This is a genomic window from Pseudoalteromonas distincta (genome assembly GCF_005877035.1).
GTDB lineage: Bacteria > Pseudomonadota > Gammaproteobacteria > Enterobacterales > Alteromonadaceae > Pseudoalteromonas > Pseudoalteromonas distincta.
This window is the reverse complement of the sequence record NZ_CP040558.1, coordinates 1,853,151-1,872,234: the sequence shown is the minus strand read 5'-3', so window position 1 is coordinate 1,872,234 and position 19,084 is coordinate 1,853,151. Positions and strand designations below refer to the sequence as shown.

Here is a 19,084-nt window from a genome sequence, read left to right as displayed (position 1 = left end):
GTTGATAACAATTAAACTAGCATTAATACTGTTTTAAATACAAAAAAGCCGCTAGTAAAAACTAACGGCTTTACTTTGTATTACCTTTAGAAGTTGTAACGCATACCAATATTGTAACGTGCGCCTAGCTGTTGTAGGTTCCACAATTGTACTGACGTACGGCCATGTTCGCGGCTGTTTTGCTCGGTAATGTTAAGGCCTTCAACAAAAAACGATAGTTGTTCGCTGTAGTTGTACGCAACATTAAAGTCGATTTGATAATATTCTTCAGTAAAGCCTGGCTCGTTTACGTATCGAGCTGCGCTATTTAAAAACTTATCACGCCAGTTGTAAGCAATACGTGCTTGAAAATCATCGTTTTCGTACATTGCAATAAAGTTAGCTGTATCGCTTAAACCCACTAGTGCAAATTGTGTTGTAGTAGGGTCAGCGTTTACATCAAAGTCTATGTCGCCATTAACTGTGGTGTAGTTTGCTTGCACACCAAAACCGCTTTCACCAAAAAAGTGCTGAAAGGCAATTTCGAAACCATCAATAGTGGCATTTTTATTATTGGTAGGTACTTGCGCTGTAAACTCTAGTAATGGGTCATCGCTGTTGGCAATTACATCGTAAGCGGCTTCAAACTCTTCGTAAGTCATAGAGTCAAAGTCAACGCCATTTTCTGTTGCGGCAACCATTTGAAATAAGTTTGAATCGGTTAGAGCAAGTCCGCGAGATTCTAGCTCAGCAATGGCAGCTTGAGCGCGAGGGCCCGCTGTTGCATCACGTAATCCGTAGTAGTTTTGCGTCATGGGTGTTAAACCAATAAAGTTTTCGATGTCTTTAGTGTAATAACCTACCGACACATAACTTGTTTCTGCAAAGTACCACTCAGCCGATACATCAATATTATCTGATTCAAGCGGCACTAAACCAGGATTACCTGTTGACGCAGTAGCCGGTGAAGAACCGGCTAAAAGAGTAGGGGCACCCGGTACACCAACAGTCGCTGCTGAACTTAAGTTGTCGTAAGTTGGGCGAGCAATTGTCGTGCTATAAGAAAAACGCGCTTTTACGTTTTCGATTACTTCTATGTCAAAGTCAAAGCTTGGTAAAAAATGATCGTAGCTAGATTTAAGCGTGAAATCTTCTTTAGCCGAGCCAAAACGAACGTTAAAGTCGTTATTACCTTCCCACGCTATTGCGTTAGGTAAATCGATATTAGCCGTTGAAGTAATGTCGGTAGACTCTTGGCGCGCGCCAATTACAATGTTGTATGGCATATCGCCAATGTAACCGTTGTAAGTAAATTGCACAAACGCAGCGGTTATGTCTTCTTCAATGGTGCGGTTTGTTGCAAATGCGCCATCGGCTGCAAAGTTAAAACCGTATTCTTCACCTGCCCAGTAACCAATTTGAGATGCGCTGCCAGTATAACCTTGGTTGAACGAGCCCGATGTATCGTAGTCGTCAAACTCAGCTAAAAAGTTTGTTGGGTTTAGGTAGCCATCAGGTAGTTCGCCTGGGTTTTCTATACCCCAGTTACCCATTGTATTACGTGTAAGTGATTGCAGTGAATGGCTTTCCATAGAGCGAGACTCTATACCAAAGTCAATTGCGCCGTTTTCAATTTCGTATTTACCATGGATTCTAAATTCTGTGATTTCAGATTCTTGGCGAGCAAAGTTAGAATCTAAAATAGACGTACCCACATCAGAGGCATCTAATGTGTTATTACAATTTAGGTTGTCTCGGCGGCAATCATCAAAATCGATACTCATTGATGGAAGTTCACGGCTAAAATCAACTTCTTGTGCGTTAACTACGTTTGCGCCCAAGCCTGCGTTTACCCAGCTGCCGTAAGGTGCATCTGGTTTGCTAGTGGCTTTTGAATTGTGCGCATCAAACATAAAGCTCAATTCTGAGTTGAAATAGTACTCAACGTTTAAACCAATAGAGTCGTTTTGGTTAACTTGGTTTAGCTCTTGAAACGCTAAACCTAAATCGCGTGTTTGCTGATCGCGACGTTCTTCTCGGTAATAAATAGGAGTTTTTACTGTGTTGTCGTCAAATGTTAGCGCGCTTTTGTAATTATCCATCCAAATTGATTGCTCAGCACGGGCTTCGAATAAATCTTGCTTAGAATATGTGTAATCAAGCGTGGCTGTTAAATCGTCAATAGGGCTGTATTGCAGCGTTAATTGCGCGTTTGTACGAGTACGTTCTCTGTCGGCAATGGTGTAGCGCAAATCTGATGGCATTGAATAAAGCTGGCCAACGGCGGGTGCATTAGTTAAAACAATATCGTCTGCAGCTTGTGGGATTGTGCCGTCAAAAGCTGATGTATTCCATTGATTTACAAACGCACCTGTTGATGAGCTATCGCGCTGTTGCATGCTTGCAGTTAACGAGGCACCAAATTTAGCTTCACTGTCGGTCCAGCTAATTAAGCCCGAAAGCTCTGGTGTTATGTCATCACCAACGCGGTTTGTTGAGTCGTGTAATGCTTTTACGCCAATGCTTGAAACAAAGCCTGGATTGTCGAGCGGGCGAGCCGTATTAATATTAATTGTTGCGCCAATACCACCTGATGCAATGCTAGCTTTACCAGTTTTATATACTTCAACCGATTTAACGCTATCAGACGCTAAGTTTGCAAAGTCAAAAGCACGAGAGCTGGGTGTACCACCGCCTGCAGGCAAAGATGCCGCCGGCATTGTACGCCCGTTTAGGGTTACCATATTGTAGTCGGGGCCAAAACCACGAACCGTTACTTTAGAGCCTTCACCATTTGAGCGATCAATCGACACACCCGTAATACGCTGTAGCGACTCGGCTAAGTTGGTATCTGGGAATTTACCAATATCTTCAGCTGATATAGCATCTACAACACCGGCGGCGTCGCGTTTTAAACGAGTCGACTCTTTAATACTGCTTTTAAAACCAGTAACTTGGATTACTTCAACATCTGTATTTGCTTCTTGTGCATATACAGGCAAAGAGATTGATGCGCCTAAAATCAGAGATAGGCTGGTCGCTATCTTTGTTTTTCTTACAATATGGTTGGACATTCGGTTTCCCTCGCGCTTTTATCATTATTATTAACAGCTTGTATGGGGCTGTTATTGTGTAGTTATAAACATTGTCAAATGTGTGGAAGCGCTTCCAGAAAGATCTGTTTGACTAGAATTTGTGGAAGCGCTTCCAGAAATGCTAGTTTATATTTTGAATAGGGTCAACTGTTGTTTTAATAAAATGAGACTAAATTGTTTTTAAAATGTATGTTTTTTGGATTTAATTTTATTTAAATTATAAATTACAATTGGTTATAAAAAACCGTTTGAAATAGTGCGGTAACAACATTTTATTATAAGAAAACCAATTATTGATTAATTTAGTTATTTACACACTTTTATAAGGTGTTTAAATCAGCTTTTAATACTAGCTAAAATTAATAAATTGGCCGTTGGTCACTCAACAAAAAATAGGTACATTTGTTAACTTAGCGAAAATGCCGATGTAGTGATTATGTATAACGCAATTGATGAAAACGCATCAAGCGGCGGTTCTATCTCAGTTTATGTATCGGTCATTAAAAACCAGTAGTTGTTTAAAAAATCGTTAATTAAATCACTAAAAAGTAACGTAGTTTTTGCAGAAGATGGTTTAAAAATAAACTTATAAAGTATTGCGCATAAGGTGTTGCGAGTCGCTAGTTTTATCGCTATTTTAAAGGCTCTCTCATAGATGGATTTTATTATGCGCATTAAATTTTTAGCGAGCTTTTATTCTTTCTTCTTGTTTGCTCTGTTTGGTTGTGACGATCAAAGTATGGCAATTCAAGGTAGTCCTCAGCTAAATAATAATGTAAGTAACTCACCCTCTAATCTCAAAGTAAACACGCCTTCAGCAGCTCAAACAAACGAACCCGCTTTAGTGGTCGGTATGCTAGCAACACATTGTAAAAGTAATGAAGCAGCCTACATTAACGCAAAAATGAATAAAGTTGTGCGTAACCCAGATGAAAATACAGCCTACAAGTTAGAGCCTACCGATAAAGTGCTTTCTATTTGCGTTGCAAAAGATGACTCATCGCTTAGTTATCGATTTGGTAGAGTTAATGACATAGGGCTTGAAAAAGAAGCTACACCAGATTCACCATTTGGCAGTTACTACAGGCAAGTAGGACGTATTGGCGAGAGTATTTTATTTTTTAGTAACGGCGAATATCACTACTATATTATTAACTCAGGCGGTATGGGCAGTGGTGTAACCGTTAATGTTTATAAAAACGATACATTAATTACTGAGTTGTTTTCGGGTAATGATCCTTACGATGATTTTGTTATAGCAACCGATTTAAATTTCCCTAAAAAATTGGTTAGCGAAAAACAGCCGTTTAATAAGCAAATGCAGTAAATAATGACTCCACAGCAGCAAAACGTAATAGAGCAAGGGCATTGGTTTAAAAACCGTAGCGCTTACTTAAAAAGCTTTTTATTAACGCAGGGCAAAACGCTTTCGCTAAAGGCTCAGCAATCATTATTTTTGCGAGGTGATAAGCACGATGGAATTTATGCAGTGCTTAGCGGCGTGGTACGTATTAGTGGCGTAAGTAACGAAGGCAAAGAAGCCGTACTGAGCTTTATTGATTCATCACTGTGGTTTGGCGAAGTTACCTTGTTTGATGGTGGCCTACGTACTCATGATGTATATGCACAAACTGATGTTGTGCTTTTTTACGTGCCCCAACGCGAGCTTGAACAGCTATTAAACGAACAGCCACAATATTGGCAAGAGTTTGGTTTATTGCTGGCACAAAAGTTACGCCTAATGTTTACCTCAATGGAAGATCACGCATTACTTAGTGCTGAGCAAAAAGTATGCAATCGACTTTTAATGCTTAGCGAACATACAGAGCACTTAACACCACTTGTTTTATCTCAGCAGCAACTTGCTGATATGACCTACCTAACGCGCCAAACTATTAATCAAATTCTGCAACAGCTTGTTAGCTTACAAGCTATTAGTTTGGGGTATCAACGCATAACTGTTTTAGATAAACAAAAGTTACAGGCCCGTGCTACACAAGCTTAAATAAAGGCTGCTTTATTTAGTTGGAACCAAAATTGCTACAGATAATGTAACGCAACAATGGATTTGAGCTAATGACTACAATAACCTTTAAAAGTCAATATAGTAACTATAACTCATCGAGTATAAATAAAGCGGCAGGTCCAAGCGAAGTTGCGGCAACTAATACCCTTCCTAATGAAAAAACAAATGATGTTAAAGGCATTACCTCAGCCCCTAAAGAACCAACGTTTTTAGAAAGTGCTCAAGAAGCGCTGGTTTATCAGCGCTTAGGTGTAAACAAAAACAAAATAGACGAGCTAAAAGCAACAATAGAAGATCTCATGAAAGAACAGCAAAGTGAGGGCGCAGACCCTAGCACAATTGCTGATAAAATAGAGGAACTTCAAAAAATGCTTGAACAAGAGTATCAAAAAGGGCGCGAGCGAGCGGATATGCAAGATGAGCATGAGCTAGGTAAAATAGTTTCTGCATTTGTTTAATTTACAAAGTGTCGGATACCTGACATTGTTGCTGTGCTTACTTTTGTTAAAGTTAGTTTTATAGATAAAAATAAAGGCAAAACAATGAAAACACTTCAACAGCAACTTGGTAAATATGGTTTGTATCATCGTTCTAAGCGCAATGTACTAACGCACTTTATTGGTATTCCGCTCATTGTATTTGCGGCGCTGTGTTTACTTGCGCGTATTCAAATACCCCTTGGTAGCTTTGTAATTGATGGTGCACAACTTTTTGTATTAGCGTCGGTTGTTTATTATTTTATGCTGAGCTTTTCGCTTGGCTTTATTATGGCCGTGATATTCACTTTACTCCTTGTTGGTGCTCAGCCTATTGCGGCAATGTCGTTTTGGCCTTGGTTGAGTATTGGCCTAGGTGTGTTTGTATTTGGTTGGGTACTGCAGTTTATTGGGCACTATTACGAAGGTAAAAAACCAGCGTTTGTAGATGACCTAATTGGTTTAATTATTGGCCCTTTGTACGTAACTGTTGAACTACTATTTTTAATGGGTTTTTACAAAACATTAGAAGATGAAGTAAACGCAATAGCAGGCCCTACAAAGGCGTAAAATACTTTTCTAAGTACCTTTATAAAACTTAATAAATAATAATAAAAGGCAGATAGGGCATGCAATATAATAATAAAACCGTGTGGATCACCGGCGCATCATCAGGTATTGGTAAAGAGCTTGCTATACAATTTGCCGAGCTTGGCGCGCGCGTTATTTTATCGGCGCGCAATGTAGATAAACTAAACGATTTAAAATCAACGCTTAAAGGCGAAGGGCACTTAGTTGTGCCACTGGACTTAGCCCAGCCAGAGCATGTACTGAGTACAATAACAGCAAAAATGAACGAGCTTCCTGCAGTTGATATTTTAATTAATAACGGCGGCGTATCGCAGCGCAGTTTATTTTTAGAAAACGACTTTAACGTGTATCGCCAATTAATGGAGGTTAATTACTTTGGCTTAATTGCACTTACTAAAGCTGTATTGCCTACTATGGTGACAAGGCGCAGTGGTTCAATTGTGTCCATTAGTAGTGTGGCGGGTAAAGTTGGTTCAAAATTTAGAACAGGTTATTCGGGTTCTAAATATGCGGTGGTTGGTTTTATGGATTGCCTACGTGCAGAAGTAGCACAACATAATATTCATTGCTTAACAATTTGCCCTGGCTCTATTAAAACAGCAATTGCGCATAACTCACTAAACGAGCAAGGCATAGCGCAAAATAAACCAGAAGAGTCGATAGAAAATGGCATGGATGTAAGCGTAGCTGCTTCAAAAATGATTCGTGCCATTAGTAATAAAAAAGACGAAGTGATTATTGGCAAAGGTTTAAGTGGTTGGGCGCCTACAATTAAGCGCTTTTTCCCTACTTTGTTTAATCGCATTACCGCAAAAACAAACTATAGGTAGCGTCGTTTATTTCAAAGGCGTAAAATGCCGTAAATTTGATCAATTTAGAAAAGGATTCTAAATGAAGTATTTATGGCTGAGCCTGTTTTTTATTGTATTAATTTGGTCTGGTATTAACCCAAAAGATCAATTTACATGGCTGCTTGAAGTTATCCCCGCAATTATTGGTTTAGTGCTGCTAGCAAGTACCTATAGCCACTTTAAACTTACTCCTATTTTATATACATTTATTTTAGCGCATTGCATTGTGTTGATGATTGGCGGGCATTACACCTACGCCGAAGTCCCTTTTTTCGATAATCTATTTGGTAGCGAGCGTAATAACTACGACAAAGTAGGGCACTTTTTTCAAGGCTTTGTACCTGCACTACTAGCACGCGAAATTTTACTGCGCAAAAAAGTAGTAAATGGTCGAGGCTGGCTAATCACCTTTGTTATTTCGGTATGTTTAGCATTTAGCGCCTTTTACGAATTAATAGAGTGGTGGGTTGCAGTATTAAGCGGCGAAAACGCAGAAGCGTTTTTAGGCACGCAAGGTTACGTGTGGGATACCCAATCAGATATGGGACTGGCGTTATTTGGGGCTATTTGCTCGCTATTAGTACTTTCAAGAGTACACGACAAACAGCTAAAAAACGTTAAAGATTATTTATAGAAAAAGTTATATAAACGCTTATAAAAACATTGGTAAAAAAGACTATTAACTTATGACAGTAAACACTAGTGATTACTCAATTAGCACAGACAAAAGCAAACTTAACTTTAACGTTATTTATAACTTTATTGCTAATAGCTATTGGGCCAAAGGCATTCCTAAAAGCGTGATGCAATCAGCTATTGATAACTCAATGTGCTTTGGTGTTTACAGCGCTCATAACGAACAAGTTGGATTTGCCCGAGTAGTGACTGATAACGCAACCTTTGCCTATTTAGCCGATGTATTTATTACCCCAGATTTGCAAGGTAATGGGCTGAGTAAGTTACTTATTAAAACGATAGTAGAGCACCCTGAGCTGCAAGGGCTCAGGCGCTTTTTATTAGCAACTTCTGATGCGCATAGCCTTTATACACAATACGGATTTAAGCCAATAGATAACCCAGGGCTACTAATGCAAATAAACCCTGAAAATGTGTATGAAAAAAATAATCGTGAGACCTAATAAACGGGAGCGAAGAACAAATTCCGTCTAGTGTTCTTGTTAGCAGTTTTATTCGACGATTACTTTATTTTGCAAACGTAAACCTAAAGAGCTTAATACATTAGGTAAAAGCCCATTGAGAATTTCTTCAGCAACATCAATTGCAAACTGACAGTCCTGCGCTGAACTAAGAGTGCCTTTATGAGAAATCATATTTCGCAATTTTTGCACTTTCCCACGCTCATCCCAAAGCGATAGTTGCAGCCCAGATCTTTTATATGTTGCTATATCAACCTGTGATATGTCTTTTAACAAAGTAACCAATAAAGCTTTAAAACGGTCAATGCCAGTTTGTTTAATTACTGTATTCGATATTGATTCGGCAACAGCCTCACTATGAACAAACCCAAAAACAATAGGTTTAAGTAAGCCTATTTTAAGTGCAATTTCTATAGAAATTGCAGCCATTATTAAACCCGATGTTGGAGAAAGTGAAGATACTTTTTTGGCTTCTTCTAATGCACTAAATGAATCGGCTAACAGACTTGAGTTTTCAATATAATAAGAACTAAGTCTTTCAGCAGTAAATTCATCAATAGCACGCTCTCTAAATTCAGTTAAATACAATTCTTCGTAGTATTCACTCATCGCTTCATCTTGTTGGCATTCCCATAAATCCATGCTCATTGTAAATCTCAACTCTAAGTTAATTGTGAACTGCTACCCCCCAATAAGGGGCTAAAATGTGTAGCGAAGCGAAACTGAGCAAACTGTTTTTAGCCCCGCAGGATTGGCTTGTTAGCCAGAAAACTCTTTCACTAGCACCTGCTCTAGATTCTCAGCAAGTTCGATGATGAAGTCTTTAAAATCTAAGCGTACCTCTTCTGTGAGCTCTACCGATGTACAAAACGCCGTATGCGCTATCTCGTGACGACAATCAAGAATCAGCTCTAACTTATCTTTTGTAGCCTTATTATCAAGCCCTTGACTCGATAATCCTTTAAATACTTTAGGAATATTAAACAACTCTTTAAAAACTGTATTTATACTTTCTGCACTCGGTGTATTGAACTGGCGAATAATTTTATTTTTTCGTTCATGTACCACACTCAAAAGTCGTGAGTTTTTTTCGCCTTTTAACATATTCTCTAAATAATATTTAGTCGTATACTCAATATGCCCCTGCCACAGAGCAACCATTGAAAGAATGTAAAACTGGTTTAATACAGCATCTTTGTACTGATATTTACTACATTCGTTTACTCTGATATCCGTACTAATATGCTTAATTACGTTAATTCGGCGAAGACGTTTTTTAAAGTGATAGACTGGTGGTCTTCTGAAATCCAGTTCCATTTATTACCTCTATTTTATTTTTGAATACTGATACTTGCTGGCTAACGCTCACTTAAGCGAACTAAAATTGTGGAGTGGAGCGGAACGTAGGCAACTGTTTTTGTTCCGTTTAAAGTGCTTGTTAGAATTCTGGAGTACCAGCTTTTTCAATATGTTCAGCTAAAGCTAAAATTTCTGCTATTAACTCAATTACATCATTTTTGTGCAAAAGAATGACTTTCCCTTCTTTCGATTTACCACCTCTATGTACTAGGTCATGCCTTAAGTGAGTTGCCTTTACAAGATTTTCAATTGACTCTGGAAACTCAATATCTAAAGCTTTTTTAAAAATAGGCTTTATTTTAGGAAGATTATGCCAAAGTAAATCAACCAAATATTCTTTTGCATATTTTTCTATGCTTTCTTTTCTAGCAAAGATTTCTGATAAAGAGAATTTTTCTTTTTTAAAGTCAGTGTTTGTTTCAACAAACTTTCGTAAGCAATGAGAATCCTTTTCGATACGACCTATGAAATACTCTGACAGATATGCCTCAAGAGAAGTAATGGCACTTGTAAAAACCATTTTCAACATAGTTTGTTGATGTTTTTGATCAAAATCCATTGAGATCATTGAGTTTAAATTTTCAATAGATTCCAGAAGATCTTTATGAGGATTATCAACTGTTCCAACAAGATCAAAAAGATAATCATCATAGTTTTCTGCTCTTGAGACGCCAGACCACTCATAACATTCATCTTCAAGCTCACTGGCAAGTTTTTCAATAACATCGTCATCGATTATATTTGCAAATTCTTCAGATAGTTCTTCTCCAGCTATATAAGGACCACCATAAATATATTGATACCCACCTTCTCGTCCGTTGTAAGGGCACTCGTGCACGGGATCTTGGTAGTTACTGAAAAACCAAGTTCTCATGACTTCAATTTGAAACTCTACTGGTCTAGATTCTAAATCAGCTAAAGTTATGGTTTTCTCTTCTTCAGGAAGATCGTAATAATGCGACATATTTATACTCTAAAGAATTCTAAAAGCTTTATCAGAGGACACTTTCCTCTTTTATGAGCAATGTATGTCCTCTTAATTATTTTTAATATTAATAACAAATCCTGTAACACATTGCGAGTATTAAACTTTAAGTCGGGCTGTTCTTTTAATAATATGCAAAAAAGAGGAAAACGTCCTCATTTTTTGACTTAGGAGGAAAAGCTCCAGCGCGGTATATAAATGCAGCAATTAAGTATTTAAAATGAAAACCAAATCTGATTTTAAATCATTTAATAGTCACTAAAAAACGCCAGCGATAACGTAAGTAACCGCTTTAAGCACGCTTGTTTGTGTAAGCATATTATAAAAGGGGGTTTAGGGATGTTGGAAGCTGTAAAAAACGAGGTCATAAATTATTTACTAAACGCGTCTTCCTGCTTTTAAAACAGGGCAGACGCGTTTAAATATACTGATACCAATCGACTTAAATATTTAGCCTTTCTAGCGTGCTAAATAAAGCGTTAACGGCGTTATAAATTTCTCATGTAGAACACGGCATGTCGAAATTCATGCCTTGTTATCACTCTATTTATCCGTCGCTATAAATGTCTAATAACTTAACACGATTGGTATTATTTGGCTTTTTTAGCCTCTAGAGTTTCTATTTCACTCCAAATTTTTTCGGCTTCTGCACTTAACATGGCGAAGCTTTTAATGTCGCCTTTTCTTTGTGCCTGCATGCCTTGTTCTAGTTTTACGTCGTATTCTTTACGCAGTTTTTTTATTGGGTCAGGCTTTAAAAATGAAAACATTAGTATTCTCTTAATTTGTTAAATTATATGTAGTTAGTGTACGCATTAATGGGCTTAATAGTTCTTTGTTTGGTGAAAATGTTTACTTTGCGCTTTTAAAGCGCACAGTAAACACGGTGTAATTATTAACGTACTGTGTGCTAGTTCTAGTGTTTACGTTTCTGGCTCTAGGCGTTTAATACCTTGACCATCAATACCTAAATAAATAAAACCATCACTGCCTTGGGCTAAGCTGCGTACTCTGCCAATTCCATCGAGTATTTTATATTGCTTAACAACCTTACCTTTTGAGAGCTCTAGTGCGCTAATGAATGCAAATTTCATTGATGCTAATAATAGCTTACCTTTAAGCTTTGGGTATTTATCACTCGTTACATACAACATATCGGAAGGGGCAATTGAAGGAGTCCAATGTAATACGGGCGATTGCATGCCGTCTTTTTCTTTAAGGTCGGTAAACTTGGTACCGCTGTAGTTAACGCCATAGCTGACTAAAGGCCATCCGTAGTTAGCGCCTTTTTTTATAATATTAAGCTCATCGCCGCCGCGTGGTCCGTGTTCGTGAGACCATAAAATATTATTTTGATTATCAAACCACATGCCTTGTGGATTACGGTGCCCATAAGACCATGCCGCATGTTTTGCATCTTTTTGTTTAACAAACGGATTATCGCTTGGGATATTACCATTTTCGTGTAAGCGATAAATTTTACCGCCATCACGGGTGAGATCTTGTGGGTTTATGTCGCGCGAGCCGCGATCGCCAATTGAAAAATAAACATAACCTTCATTATCAAACACAATACGGCTGCCGTAGTGCTGGCCTTTGGTACTATTATGCTCGCCTTTGTATAGCAATTGCTGATCAGATAGCTGCGTATGATCGCTACTTAGCTTGGCGCGCATTAAGGCGGTGTTACTTCCGCTTACTTTGCCTTCACTACTTGAGTAACTAAAGTACAGCCATTGGTTTTGCTTACTATCGGTGTGTAGTGATAAATCAAGTAATCCACCTTGGCCATTAGCGTCAATTTCGGGAAGCCCTGAAACCTTAGTTAATTTAATGGTATTTTTAGGTAATAAAAATAACGCTCCACTGCGCTCAGATATTAGTAAATCACCATTAGCTAAAGGCTCAATAGCCCAAGGTATAACCACACCTTCTGCCGCTGTTACTGCGTTAACGCTAAGCGATAAAGTATCGAGCTGTTTATAGTTTTTTACGTAATCGCTTTTTGCATGCGCGGGTGCGTTAATAGCAAATATAGCAACGACTAAGCCTGCACTTATTAGTTTAGGGAGTGTGTTATGTGACATTAAATTTATCATTATGGCTTCCAAAATTAATCCAATCTTACATAACCTTAACATGGCATAAATAAATTTGTTAAGCGTTGAGTTGAATGAAAAATGCACACTTATATATTTTAAAATTACTTCTTCACAGGAAATTGTTTTAGCAAATTGCGCTAATAAAAATTGAATAATTACTCTATTGGGGTTGAAAACTAAAAATTTCAGCGTACACTTGTGCGCTGAAGTTTGGGCGTACACGTGTAAGTTCAAAGTAATTAAGATTTGATAGAGATTTAACCATGATGACTCAAGTATTAAACCAATTTTCAAAATGGTTTTTACACCATCAAAGTTTTGCAGGCTACATAGAGCCCGTAATGCAGGTGTTTAAACCTGCGTGGCGTGCAGGGCAGTTTAGAGCGCAAGTAGTTAGTACAGCTGTACTTGATGGCGGTTTTTTAAGTGTACAACTTAAGCCAAGCAAACAATGGCAGGTACATACGTCAGGGCAGCATATAAGTTTAACGGTTGAAATTAATGGGCGATTATTAACACGCGTATTTACCGTGGCCTCAAGCGCTCAGCAATTTAAAAATACAGGTTTGGTGCGCTTACTAATCAAAACAAATGCGCAAGGGCGCTTTACAGGCTTACTCAGCAGTGCATTAAAAGCGGGGTTGTGGTGCAATATTTCTGCACCAAGCGGCGACTTTGTGTTTAAAAACACACACACGCCAGCCACTTTTATTGCAGGCGGCTCGGGTATAACACCTATGCTGGCTATGCTTGATGATTACTTAAGCCAAACTACGCAAAAAGTGTCGTTGGTGTATTACGCAAAAGCCACTGAGCATCAATGTGTTGATGAGCTAAGTGAGTTGGCAGCGCAATTTGAGCATTTTTCGTTTTTATTATTAACGCGCGAGCAATCAAGCGATATAACCAGCAATATTAAGCCGTGGGAAAACCCAGACATTTACTGCTGTGGCCCTGCAGCATTTATGCAAACGGTGAGCGATTTTGCTAAAACGCATAAGCTAAATTACTACCAAGAAGCATTTGGTTTAGCGCTGCCTAGCTTAAACGACGACAGCCAATTTAATGTAAAAATTAACGCCAGTGCCCATGTTGTATCGGGCAACGATGTTTTACTACCTCAGTTTGAAGAAAAAAAGCTACCCGTTAAACGTGGTTGCGGTATTGGTATTTGTCATCAATGCCAATGTATTAAAAAGTCAGGCGTGGTACGTAATTTAAAAACAGGTGAATTGAGTGACAACGGCGAGCAATTAATACAACTTTGCGTAAGCCAACCTGTTAGTGATTTGGAGTTACAATTATGAAAAACATTAACTACGACATGCTCGCAAGCGAGCTAGATGCCATTAAAATGGACACCCTTGGCAAAGTAGGCCAACAAGATGCTGACTATATTCGCTCTGTTGTGCGCAAACAGCGAGTGTGTGAATGGATCGGGCGAATTTTGCTAATGCTTGGTTTTATTCAGCCATTATTGTGGGTTGCAGGTGTGTTGCTATTAGCGCTTGCTAAAATTTTAGACAATATGGAAATTGGCCACAATGTAATGCATGGTCAATACGATTGGATGAACGACAAGCAACTTAACTCACAACATTATGAATGGGACATAGCGTGCGATGGACAAAGTTGGCATCGCGTTCATAATTTTGAGCACCATACTTATACTAATATTATTGGTAAAGACAGAGACTTTGGTTATGGCTTGTTGCGTTTAAGCGATGATTTTAAGTGGCGCTTTAAAAATGTATGGCAGTTTTTTACGTATATTAATTTAAGTGTGTTATTTCAGTGGGGCGTGTCGTACCACGAGTTGGCTGCAGAGCGTGTTTTTATTGGTAAAAAGAAAGAAAACCGTGAAGGGCTTGTATCACACTCTACATTAAAGCAGCGCTTTTTTAGTAAAGGCGCTCGCCAGTTAATTAAAGATTATGCGATATTTCCGTTACTTGCAGGGCCTTTATTTTTATGGGTATTGGCGGGTAATTTACTGGCAAACTTAATCCGTAATTTATGGACATCAACCATAATATTTTGTGGTCACTTTACAGAAGAAACGCAAACTTTTAAACAAGAAGACTGCGTAAACGAAACGCAAGGGCAGTGGTATTATCGCCAAGTACTGGGCTCGTCTAATATTAAAGGGTCGCATTGGTTTCATGTTTTAACAGGGCATTTGAGCTGCCAAATAGAGCATCACTTATTTCCTGATATGCCGTCTTCGCGCTATCAAGAAGTTGCACCTCAAGTACAAGCCGTTTTGAAAAAACACGGTATTGATTACCATACAGGTAGCTTTTTTAAACAGTATACCTCGGTGCTAAAACGTATTATTAGATATTCGTTCAAGTAAATTATTTACCTTTAAGAATCGGCTAGTGCAACTGTATTAGCCGATTTTTTTGTTTATAGCACCCAATGCGGTTGATTAGTAAACAGCACTTGCAAAAATTTCTCATAGTTAATTAAAAAAGCCTTACTTTAGCTATGGTTAAACAGCGTGTGATTGTCATACAATGGAGGAAAATAGACCACACAAGAGAGATTAAAATGGCCGCATTTGGTACCGTGTTTATGCCGCAGATGATTCAAGCTCGTTTTTCTGATAATAAATGGAGCGAAAGCTCAATTGTCCCTTCCGATAAACTTGAACTTCATGCTGGTGCGCACGTTCTTCATTATTCAAGTACATGTTTTGAAGGCTTAAAAGCCTTTCGCCATGAAGATGGTTCTGTTTATCTTTTTAGAATGGATGCAAACATTGCACGCATGCAACAAAGCTCAGCGCTATTAAGCTTACCGAGTTTTGACAGCGATATGCTAAAAACGATGATTATCGATATTATGCGCGAATACGCAGATGAAACGCCACTACCGCCGGGCTCTATGTATATTCGTCCAACGCACATTGGTACTGAGGCTGCAATTGGTAAAGCAGCAGCGCCATCAATGAGCTCGCTTTTGTACACGTTACTATCGCCAGTAGGTGATTACTTTGCCGGTGGTGCAACTGCACTGCGTGTACTGCTTGAAGAAGATGGCATGCGCTGCGCCCCGCACATGGGAATGGTAAAAAGTGGTGGTAACTACGCCAGTGCTCTAGCACCTATTAGTGCTGCACGAACTAAGTATCAAGCAGATCAAATTTTATTTTGCCCAGGTGGCGACGTACAAGAAACCGGTGCTGCTAACTTTATACTTATTGATGGCAACGAAATTATTACTAAAGCGCTTGATAGCACGTTTTTACATGGTGTAACGCGTAATAGTATTTTAACCATTGCAAAAGATTTAGGTATGACGGTAAGCGAACGTAACTTTAGCGTTACTGAGCTATTAGAGCGTGCTGCTAAACCAGGTACTGAAGCGGCGCTTTCAGGCACTGCTGCTGTGCTAACTGCTGTGGGTACTTTTATTCATAACGATAAAGAATACAAAGTAGGTACTGGCGAGCCAGGCCCAACTACTGCACGCCTTCGCCAAGCATTGAACGATATTCAATGGGGTAAAAGTGAAGACAAACACGGCTGGTTAACTAAAATCTAATTATAGATTTAATATCAACTTGCATTAAAAAGCCACCTAATCGGTGGCTTTTGTGTGTTTGGTTACTTTAAGCTGCGCTTATTAGAACTTCATTTCTATTTTGCCGTACACGTAGCGTCCGTTAAATCCATACGGCGAGAAGCTAGAGTAAGCAAATAAACGAGAGAAGGTGGTTACATCGTCAACATTTTCACGGGTTGCATCTGGGTAAACATCAAAAATGTTATTAGCCCCTAAGCTCAGCGATAAGTTTTCACTAAGCGAGTAGGCGACATCTAAGTCGGTTATCCATTTAGGCTTAAGCACTTCGTTACGTTCTGGGATATCTGAAGGGTCTTGAGTTTCACCGTAACGTGTTGTTCTAAGCGTTGTACGTATGTCGTCGTTAGTCCACGTTGCGCTTAAGTTGTACTTATTACGCGGTGTGCTTACTTCAAAACGACGCAGTTCAGTGCCTGAGAACAAGTTGTCTTGATCAAACCCTGCACCTTGCAGCTCTGCTGGTGGGTCGATAATATTTGTTACTTCATTTTTACCGTAGTTGTAACCTAGGTTAAAGGCTAAATCGCCATAACCATCAGTTGCTACATTATAAGAGGCAACCACATCCACACCACGGGTTTTACTGTCAATTGCATTTAAGAAGAAACGACCTTGGTTAGCACCTGTGCCTTGAAGTAAATCGGCAATAGCATCGCCCGATAAGTTGTTTGATAACACAATGCGGTCATCAATTAATATTTGGTAGTAATCAACCGATAAGCTGAAATTAAAGTCGGTAGACCATGTAAAACCTACGCCGTAGTTTGTTGCTTCTTCAGCATCAAGACCCGGTGAGCCCAGTGCTTTTGCTACATCGCTGCTTGGTGCGAACGTACCTGTTTCGGTTGGTTCGCCATCAACAAATACAGTGGCTACTGAGGTAAAGTATTGTTGCTGCAAAGAAGGTGCTCTAAAACCAGTTGATACAGAGGCGCGCAGCGCTAAGTCTTCAGTTAATGAATAACGAGTCGCAACTTTACCGTTAAGTGTATCGCCAAAGTCTGAGTAATCTTCATAACGGGCGGCAACCGCTAAATTCCAATCGTCGGTTAGGTAGGTTTCAAGGTCTATATACAAGCTCACGTTATGGCGGCTATTATCGCCCTCTGATTCGGGTGTAAACCCTGGGAATACTTGTGCGCCCGCTGCGCCAAATGGGCCATCAACAGGGTCGGTTACTGCGCCTCCTGGGCCAAATGTGCCTTGTGCATATGAAGCTTCTTCGCCTGCATCTATTTGGTATCCTTCGCGGCGATACTCAGCACCTACAGCTACACTTACCGAGCTTTCTAAAAAACTGACGTCTACTTCGCGGCTAAAATCAACGTTTAAAGTAAGTTGATCGTAGGTAAGTGTTCCTGCATCAAAGCTTGTTTGGCTAGTAGGGCCGTATGAGGTATTTAAGCTATTTATAACACCAAACTCAAATGCATCTTGACCATATACAGCCGATACATCGTAATTCCATTCACTTACAAAACCTTTAGCGCCAAGTGCCAGTGAAAAGTCATCTATGTCTGAGGTGATAACAGGTAAAAAGCCATCAGGGTAAACTTCTTCTATATTACGGCTATCGCTTGCACGGCGATAAAAACCACCGCCTTCGCCTTCGCGTTTGCTGTAAGAGCCAAACGAATATAAATCTACTTCGTTTGTTAATTGATACCCCGCGTTATAAAACACTGAAAAGTCTTCTACATCGCCATTACCAAAGTTATGGTTATATCGATTTACGGTAAGTTCACGTGGATCGAGAGAGCCATCATCTAATCGTGCGTAGTTTTCACGATTATCGTAGTCAGAGCGGTTAGTTGAATGGCGGTCGCGGTATTCTGTTGAAATGTTTAAAAAGCCATTATCGCCAAGTTCAAAACCCATATTACCTTGCAGCGTTAGTGTTCGGCCGTCTGTTAAAGAGCGATCGCCCCCTTCGGTAAAGGCTAAATTACCATCACTGCCTTCAGATACAGACTCAAGCTGTGGTACACCGTCCATTTCGGTTACGTTAGCACCATATATAGCCGCCACTGAGCCACCGCTGCTGGCACTTTTAAGCACAATATTAATAACACCGGCTATAGCATCAGAGCCATATTGGGCTGCTGCACCATCACGTAATACTTCAATGCGGTCGATAGCATTTGCTGGAATAGCATTTAAATCAACTGATGATGAACCACGACCCGTTGAGCCATTTAAGTTAAGTAATGCATTACTGTGGCGGCGTTTACCATTAACAAGCACTAAAGTGTGATCGGGTGCTAAACCACGAAGTTGAGCAGGGCGTACATGGTCACTACCATCAGTAAGTGATGCTTGCGGGAAGTTAAAGCTAGGTAATAAATTGCTAAGTAGGGCATTCGTTTCAGTAAAGCCTGAGTTTTTAAGTGCATCTGCACCAATTATATCGATGGGTACTGCACTGTCTTCTACTGTACGGCCTAATCGGCGAGAGCCAATTACGCTTATTTGTTCGATGTTTTCTTCTGCTTTGGTGTCTTGCTCTGCAGCATTTACTGAGAGCGAACCAAGTAGCGCAGCTGATGCACTCATGGCGAGTAATATTTGTGGTACCGACTGCTGTAATTTAAATAACGGTTTTCTATTCATGCTGTATTTCCCCATACCCATTGAATTATTTTAGTTTTGCACAAAAAGATTAATACCAACCCGCAATAATACTTAATCATTTTTAGGGGCTAAACGTGCCGTTACCTGCGTTAAAAAATTCTCATTTACGACTGCATGGATGCAGAAGGTAGAGCAATGCAGGAGCAATTGCCGAGAACAACTAAATAGCGAATTTTTTGCCTAGCTATCAACACGTTTTTCCATCCTCAAAATAGATCACTTAATTAAGCGGATTGGTATA

17 protein-coding genes are annotated in these 19,084 nt (G+C 39.4%); 10 read left to right on the top strand and 7 right to left on the bottom strand.

All coding sequences use genetic code 11. The features are described 5' to 3' along the window. Positions 1–86: 86 nt before the first annotated feature. The gene (locus FFU37_RS08340; RefSeq protein ID WP_138489246.1) at positions 87–3,053 is read right to left on the bottom strand and encodes a TonB-dependent receptor; all 2,967 of its coding nucleotides are present in this window, start codon (positions 3,051–3,053) and stop codon (positions 87–89) included. A 676-nt stretch (positions 3,054–3,729) separates the two neighbouring features. Between FFU37_RS08340 and FFU37_RS08330 the strand changes: the two genes are divergently transcribed. The 7 genes from FFU37_RS08330 (at position 3,730) to FFU37_RS08300 (ending at position 8,157) form a co-directional block, all read left to right on the top strand. Continuing rightward, positions 3,730–4,401 carry a hypothetical protein gene (locus tag FFU37_RS08330; protein ID WP_138489245.1) on the top strand — a complete coding sequence of 224 codons (672 nt, stop codon included), beginning with the start codon at positions 3,730–3,732 and terminating at the stop codon, positions 4,399–4,401. A 3-nt stretch (positions 4,402–4,404) separates the two neighbouring features. Continuing rightward, the gene (locus FFU37_RS08325) at positions 4,405–5,079 is read left to right on the top strand and encodes a Crp/Fnr family transcriptional regulator (protein ID WP_010553509.1); all 675 of its coding nucleotides are present in this window, start codon (positions 4,405–4,407) and stop codon (positions 5,077–5,079) included. Positions 5,080–5,150: 71 nt separating this feature from the next. Next, complete coding sequence (locus FFU37_RS08320; protein WP_138489244.1) at positions 5,151–5,558, top strand: hypothetical protein; 408 nt, start codon at positions 5,151–5,153, stop codon at positions 5,556–5,558. Between the two features lie 84 nt (positions 5,559–5,642). Next, entirely contained in the window at positions 5,643–6,146 is a 504-nt protein-coding gene (locus FFU37_RS08315) for an Mpo1 family 2-hydroxy fatty acid dioxygenase (protein ID WP_138489243.1), read from the top strand. 59 nt (positions 6,147–6,205) lie between these two features. Further along, positions 6,206–6,997 carry an SDR family oxidoreductase gene (locus tag FFU37_RS08310; RefSeq protein WP_138489242.1) on the top strand — a complete coding sequence of 264 codons (792 nt, stop codon included), beginning with the start codon at positions 6,206–6,208 and terminating at the stop codon, positions 6,995–6,997. Between the two features lie 61 nt (positions 6,998–7,058). Beyond that, positions 7,059–7,652, top strand: coding sequence for a DUF2238 domain-containing protein (locus FFU37_RS08305; protein ID WP_007375475.1), 594 nt, complete (start codon positions 7,059–7,061; stop codon positions 7,650–7,652). A 52-nt stretch (positions 7,653–7,704) separates the two neighbouring features. Continuing rightward, a complete protein-coding gene (locus FFU37_RS08300) occupies positions 7,705–8,157 on the top strand; it encodes a GNAT family N-acetyltransferase (protein ID WP_138489241.1) in 453 nt (150 codons plus the stop codon). A 48-nt stretch (positions 8,158–8,205) separates the two neighbouring features. Here the strand turns inward: FFU37_RS08300 and FFU37_RS08295 are convergent, their stop codons facing one another. The 5 genes from FFU37_RS08295 to FFU37_RS08275 form a co-directional block, all read right to left on the bottom strand. Continuing rightward, the gene (locus tag FFU37_RS08295; protein ID WP_217496776.1) at positions 8,206–8,823 is read right to left on the bottom strand and encodes a hypothetical protein; all 618 of its coding nucleotides are present in this window, start codon (positions 8,821–8,823) and stop codon (positions 8,206–8,208) included. 111 nt (positions 8,824–8,934) lie between these two features. After that, positions 8,935–9,492 carry a HEPN domain-containing protein gene (locus FFU37_RS08290; protein WP_138489240.1) on the bottom strand — a complete coding sequence of 186 codons (558 nt, stop codon included), beginning with the start codon at positions 9,490–9,492 and terminating at the stop codon, positions 8,935–8,937. 121 nt (positions 9,493–9,613) lie between these two features. Further along, positions 9,614–10,498, bottom strand: coding sequence for a HEPN domain-containing protein (locus FFU37_RS08285; protein WP_138489239.1), 885 nt, complete (start codon positions 10,496–10,498; stop codon positions 9,614–9,616). Positions 10,499–11,109: 611 nt separating this feature from the next. Then, positions 11,110–11,289 (bottom strand): DUF6435 family protein, encoded by a 180-nt coding sequence (locus FFU37_RS08280; protein ID WP_002959772.1) that lies wholly within the window; start codon positions 11,287–11,289, stop codon positions 11,110–11,112. Positions 11,290–11,442: 153 nt separating this feature from the next. Beyond that, a complete protein-coding gene (locus FFU37_RS08275; protein ID WP_138489238.1) occupies positions 11,443–12,618 on the bottom strand; it encodes a PQQ-dependent sugar dehydrogenase in 1,176 nt (391 codons plus the stop codon). A 266-nt stretch (positions 12,619–12,884) separates the two neighbouring features. On the opposite strand from FFU37_RS08275, the gene FFU37_RS08270 reads away from it, so the two are divergent. The 3 genes from FFU37_RS08270 (at position 12,885) to FFU37_RS08260 (ending at position 16,170) form a co-directional block, all read left to right on the top strand. Beyond that, positions 12,885–13,928 (top strand): flavin reductase family protein, encoded by a 1,044-nt coding sequence (locus tag FFU37_RS08270; RefSeq protein ID WP_138489237.1) that lies wholly within the window; start codon positions 12,885–12,887, stop codon positions 13,926–13,928. Beyond that, positions 13,925–14,977 carry a fatty acid desaturase family protein gene (locus FFU37_RS08265; RefSeq protein ID WP_138489236.1) on the top strand — a complete coding sequence of 351 codons (1,053 nt, stop codon included), beginning with the start codon at positions 13,925–13,927 and terminating at the stop codon, positions 14,975–14,977. The genes FFU37_RS08270 and FFU37_RS08265 overlap by 4 nt, the downstream gene beginning before the upstream one ends. 197 nt (positions 14,978–15,174) lie before the next feature. Next, positions 15,175–16,170, top strand: a complete 996-nt coding sequence (locus FFU37_RS08260) for a branched-chain amino acid aminotransferase (protein WP_002959777.1) — start codon at positions 15,175–15,177, stop codon at positions 16,168–16,170. An 81-nt stretch (positions 16,171–16,251) separates the two neighbouring features. Here the strand turns inward: FFU37_RS08260 and FFU37_RS08255 are convergent, their stop codons facing one another. Further along, positions 16,252–18,822: a TonB-dependent receptor plug domain-containing protein gene (locus FFU37_RS08255; RefSeq protein ID WP_138489235.1), complete on the bottom strand. Its 2,571-nt coding sequence runs from the start codon at positions 18,820–18,822 to the stop codon at positions 16,252–16,254. Between the last annotated feature and the right edge of the window lie 262 nt (positions 18,823–19,084).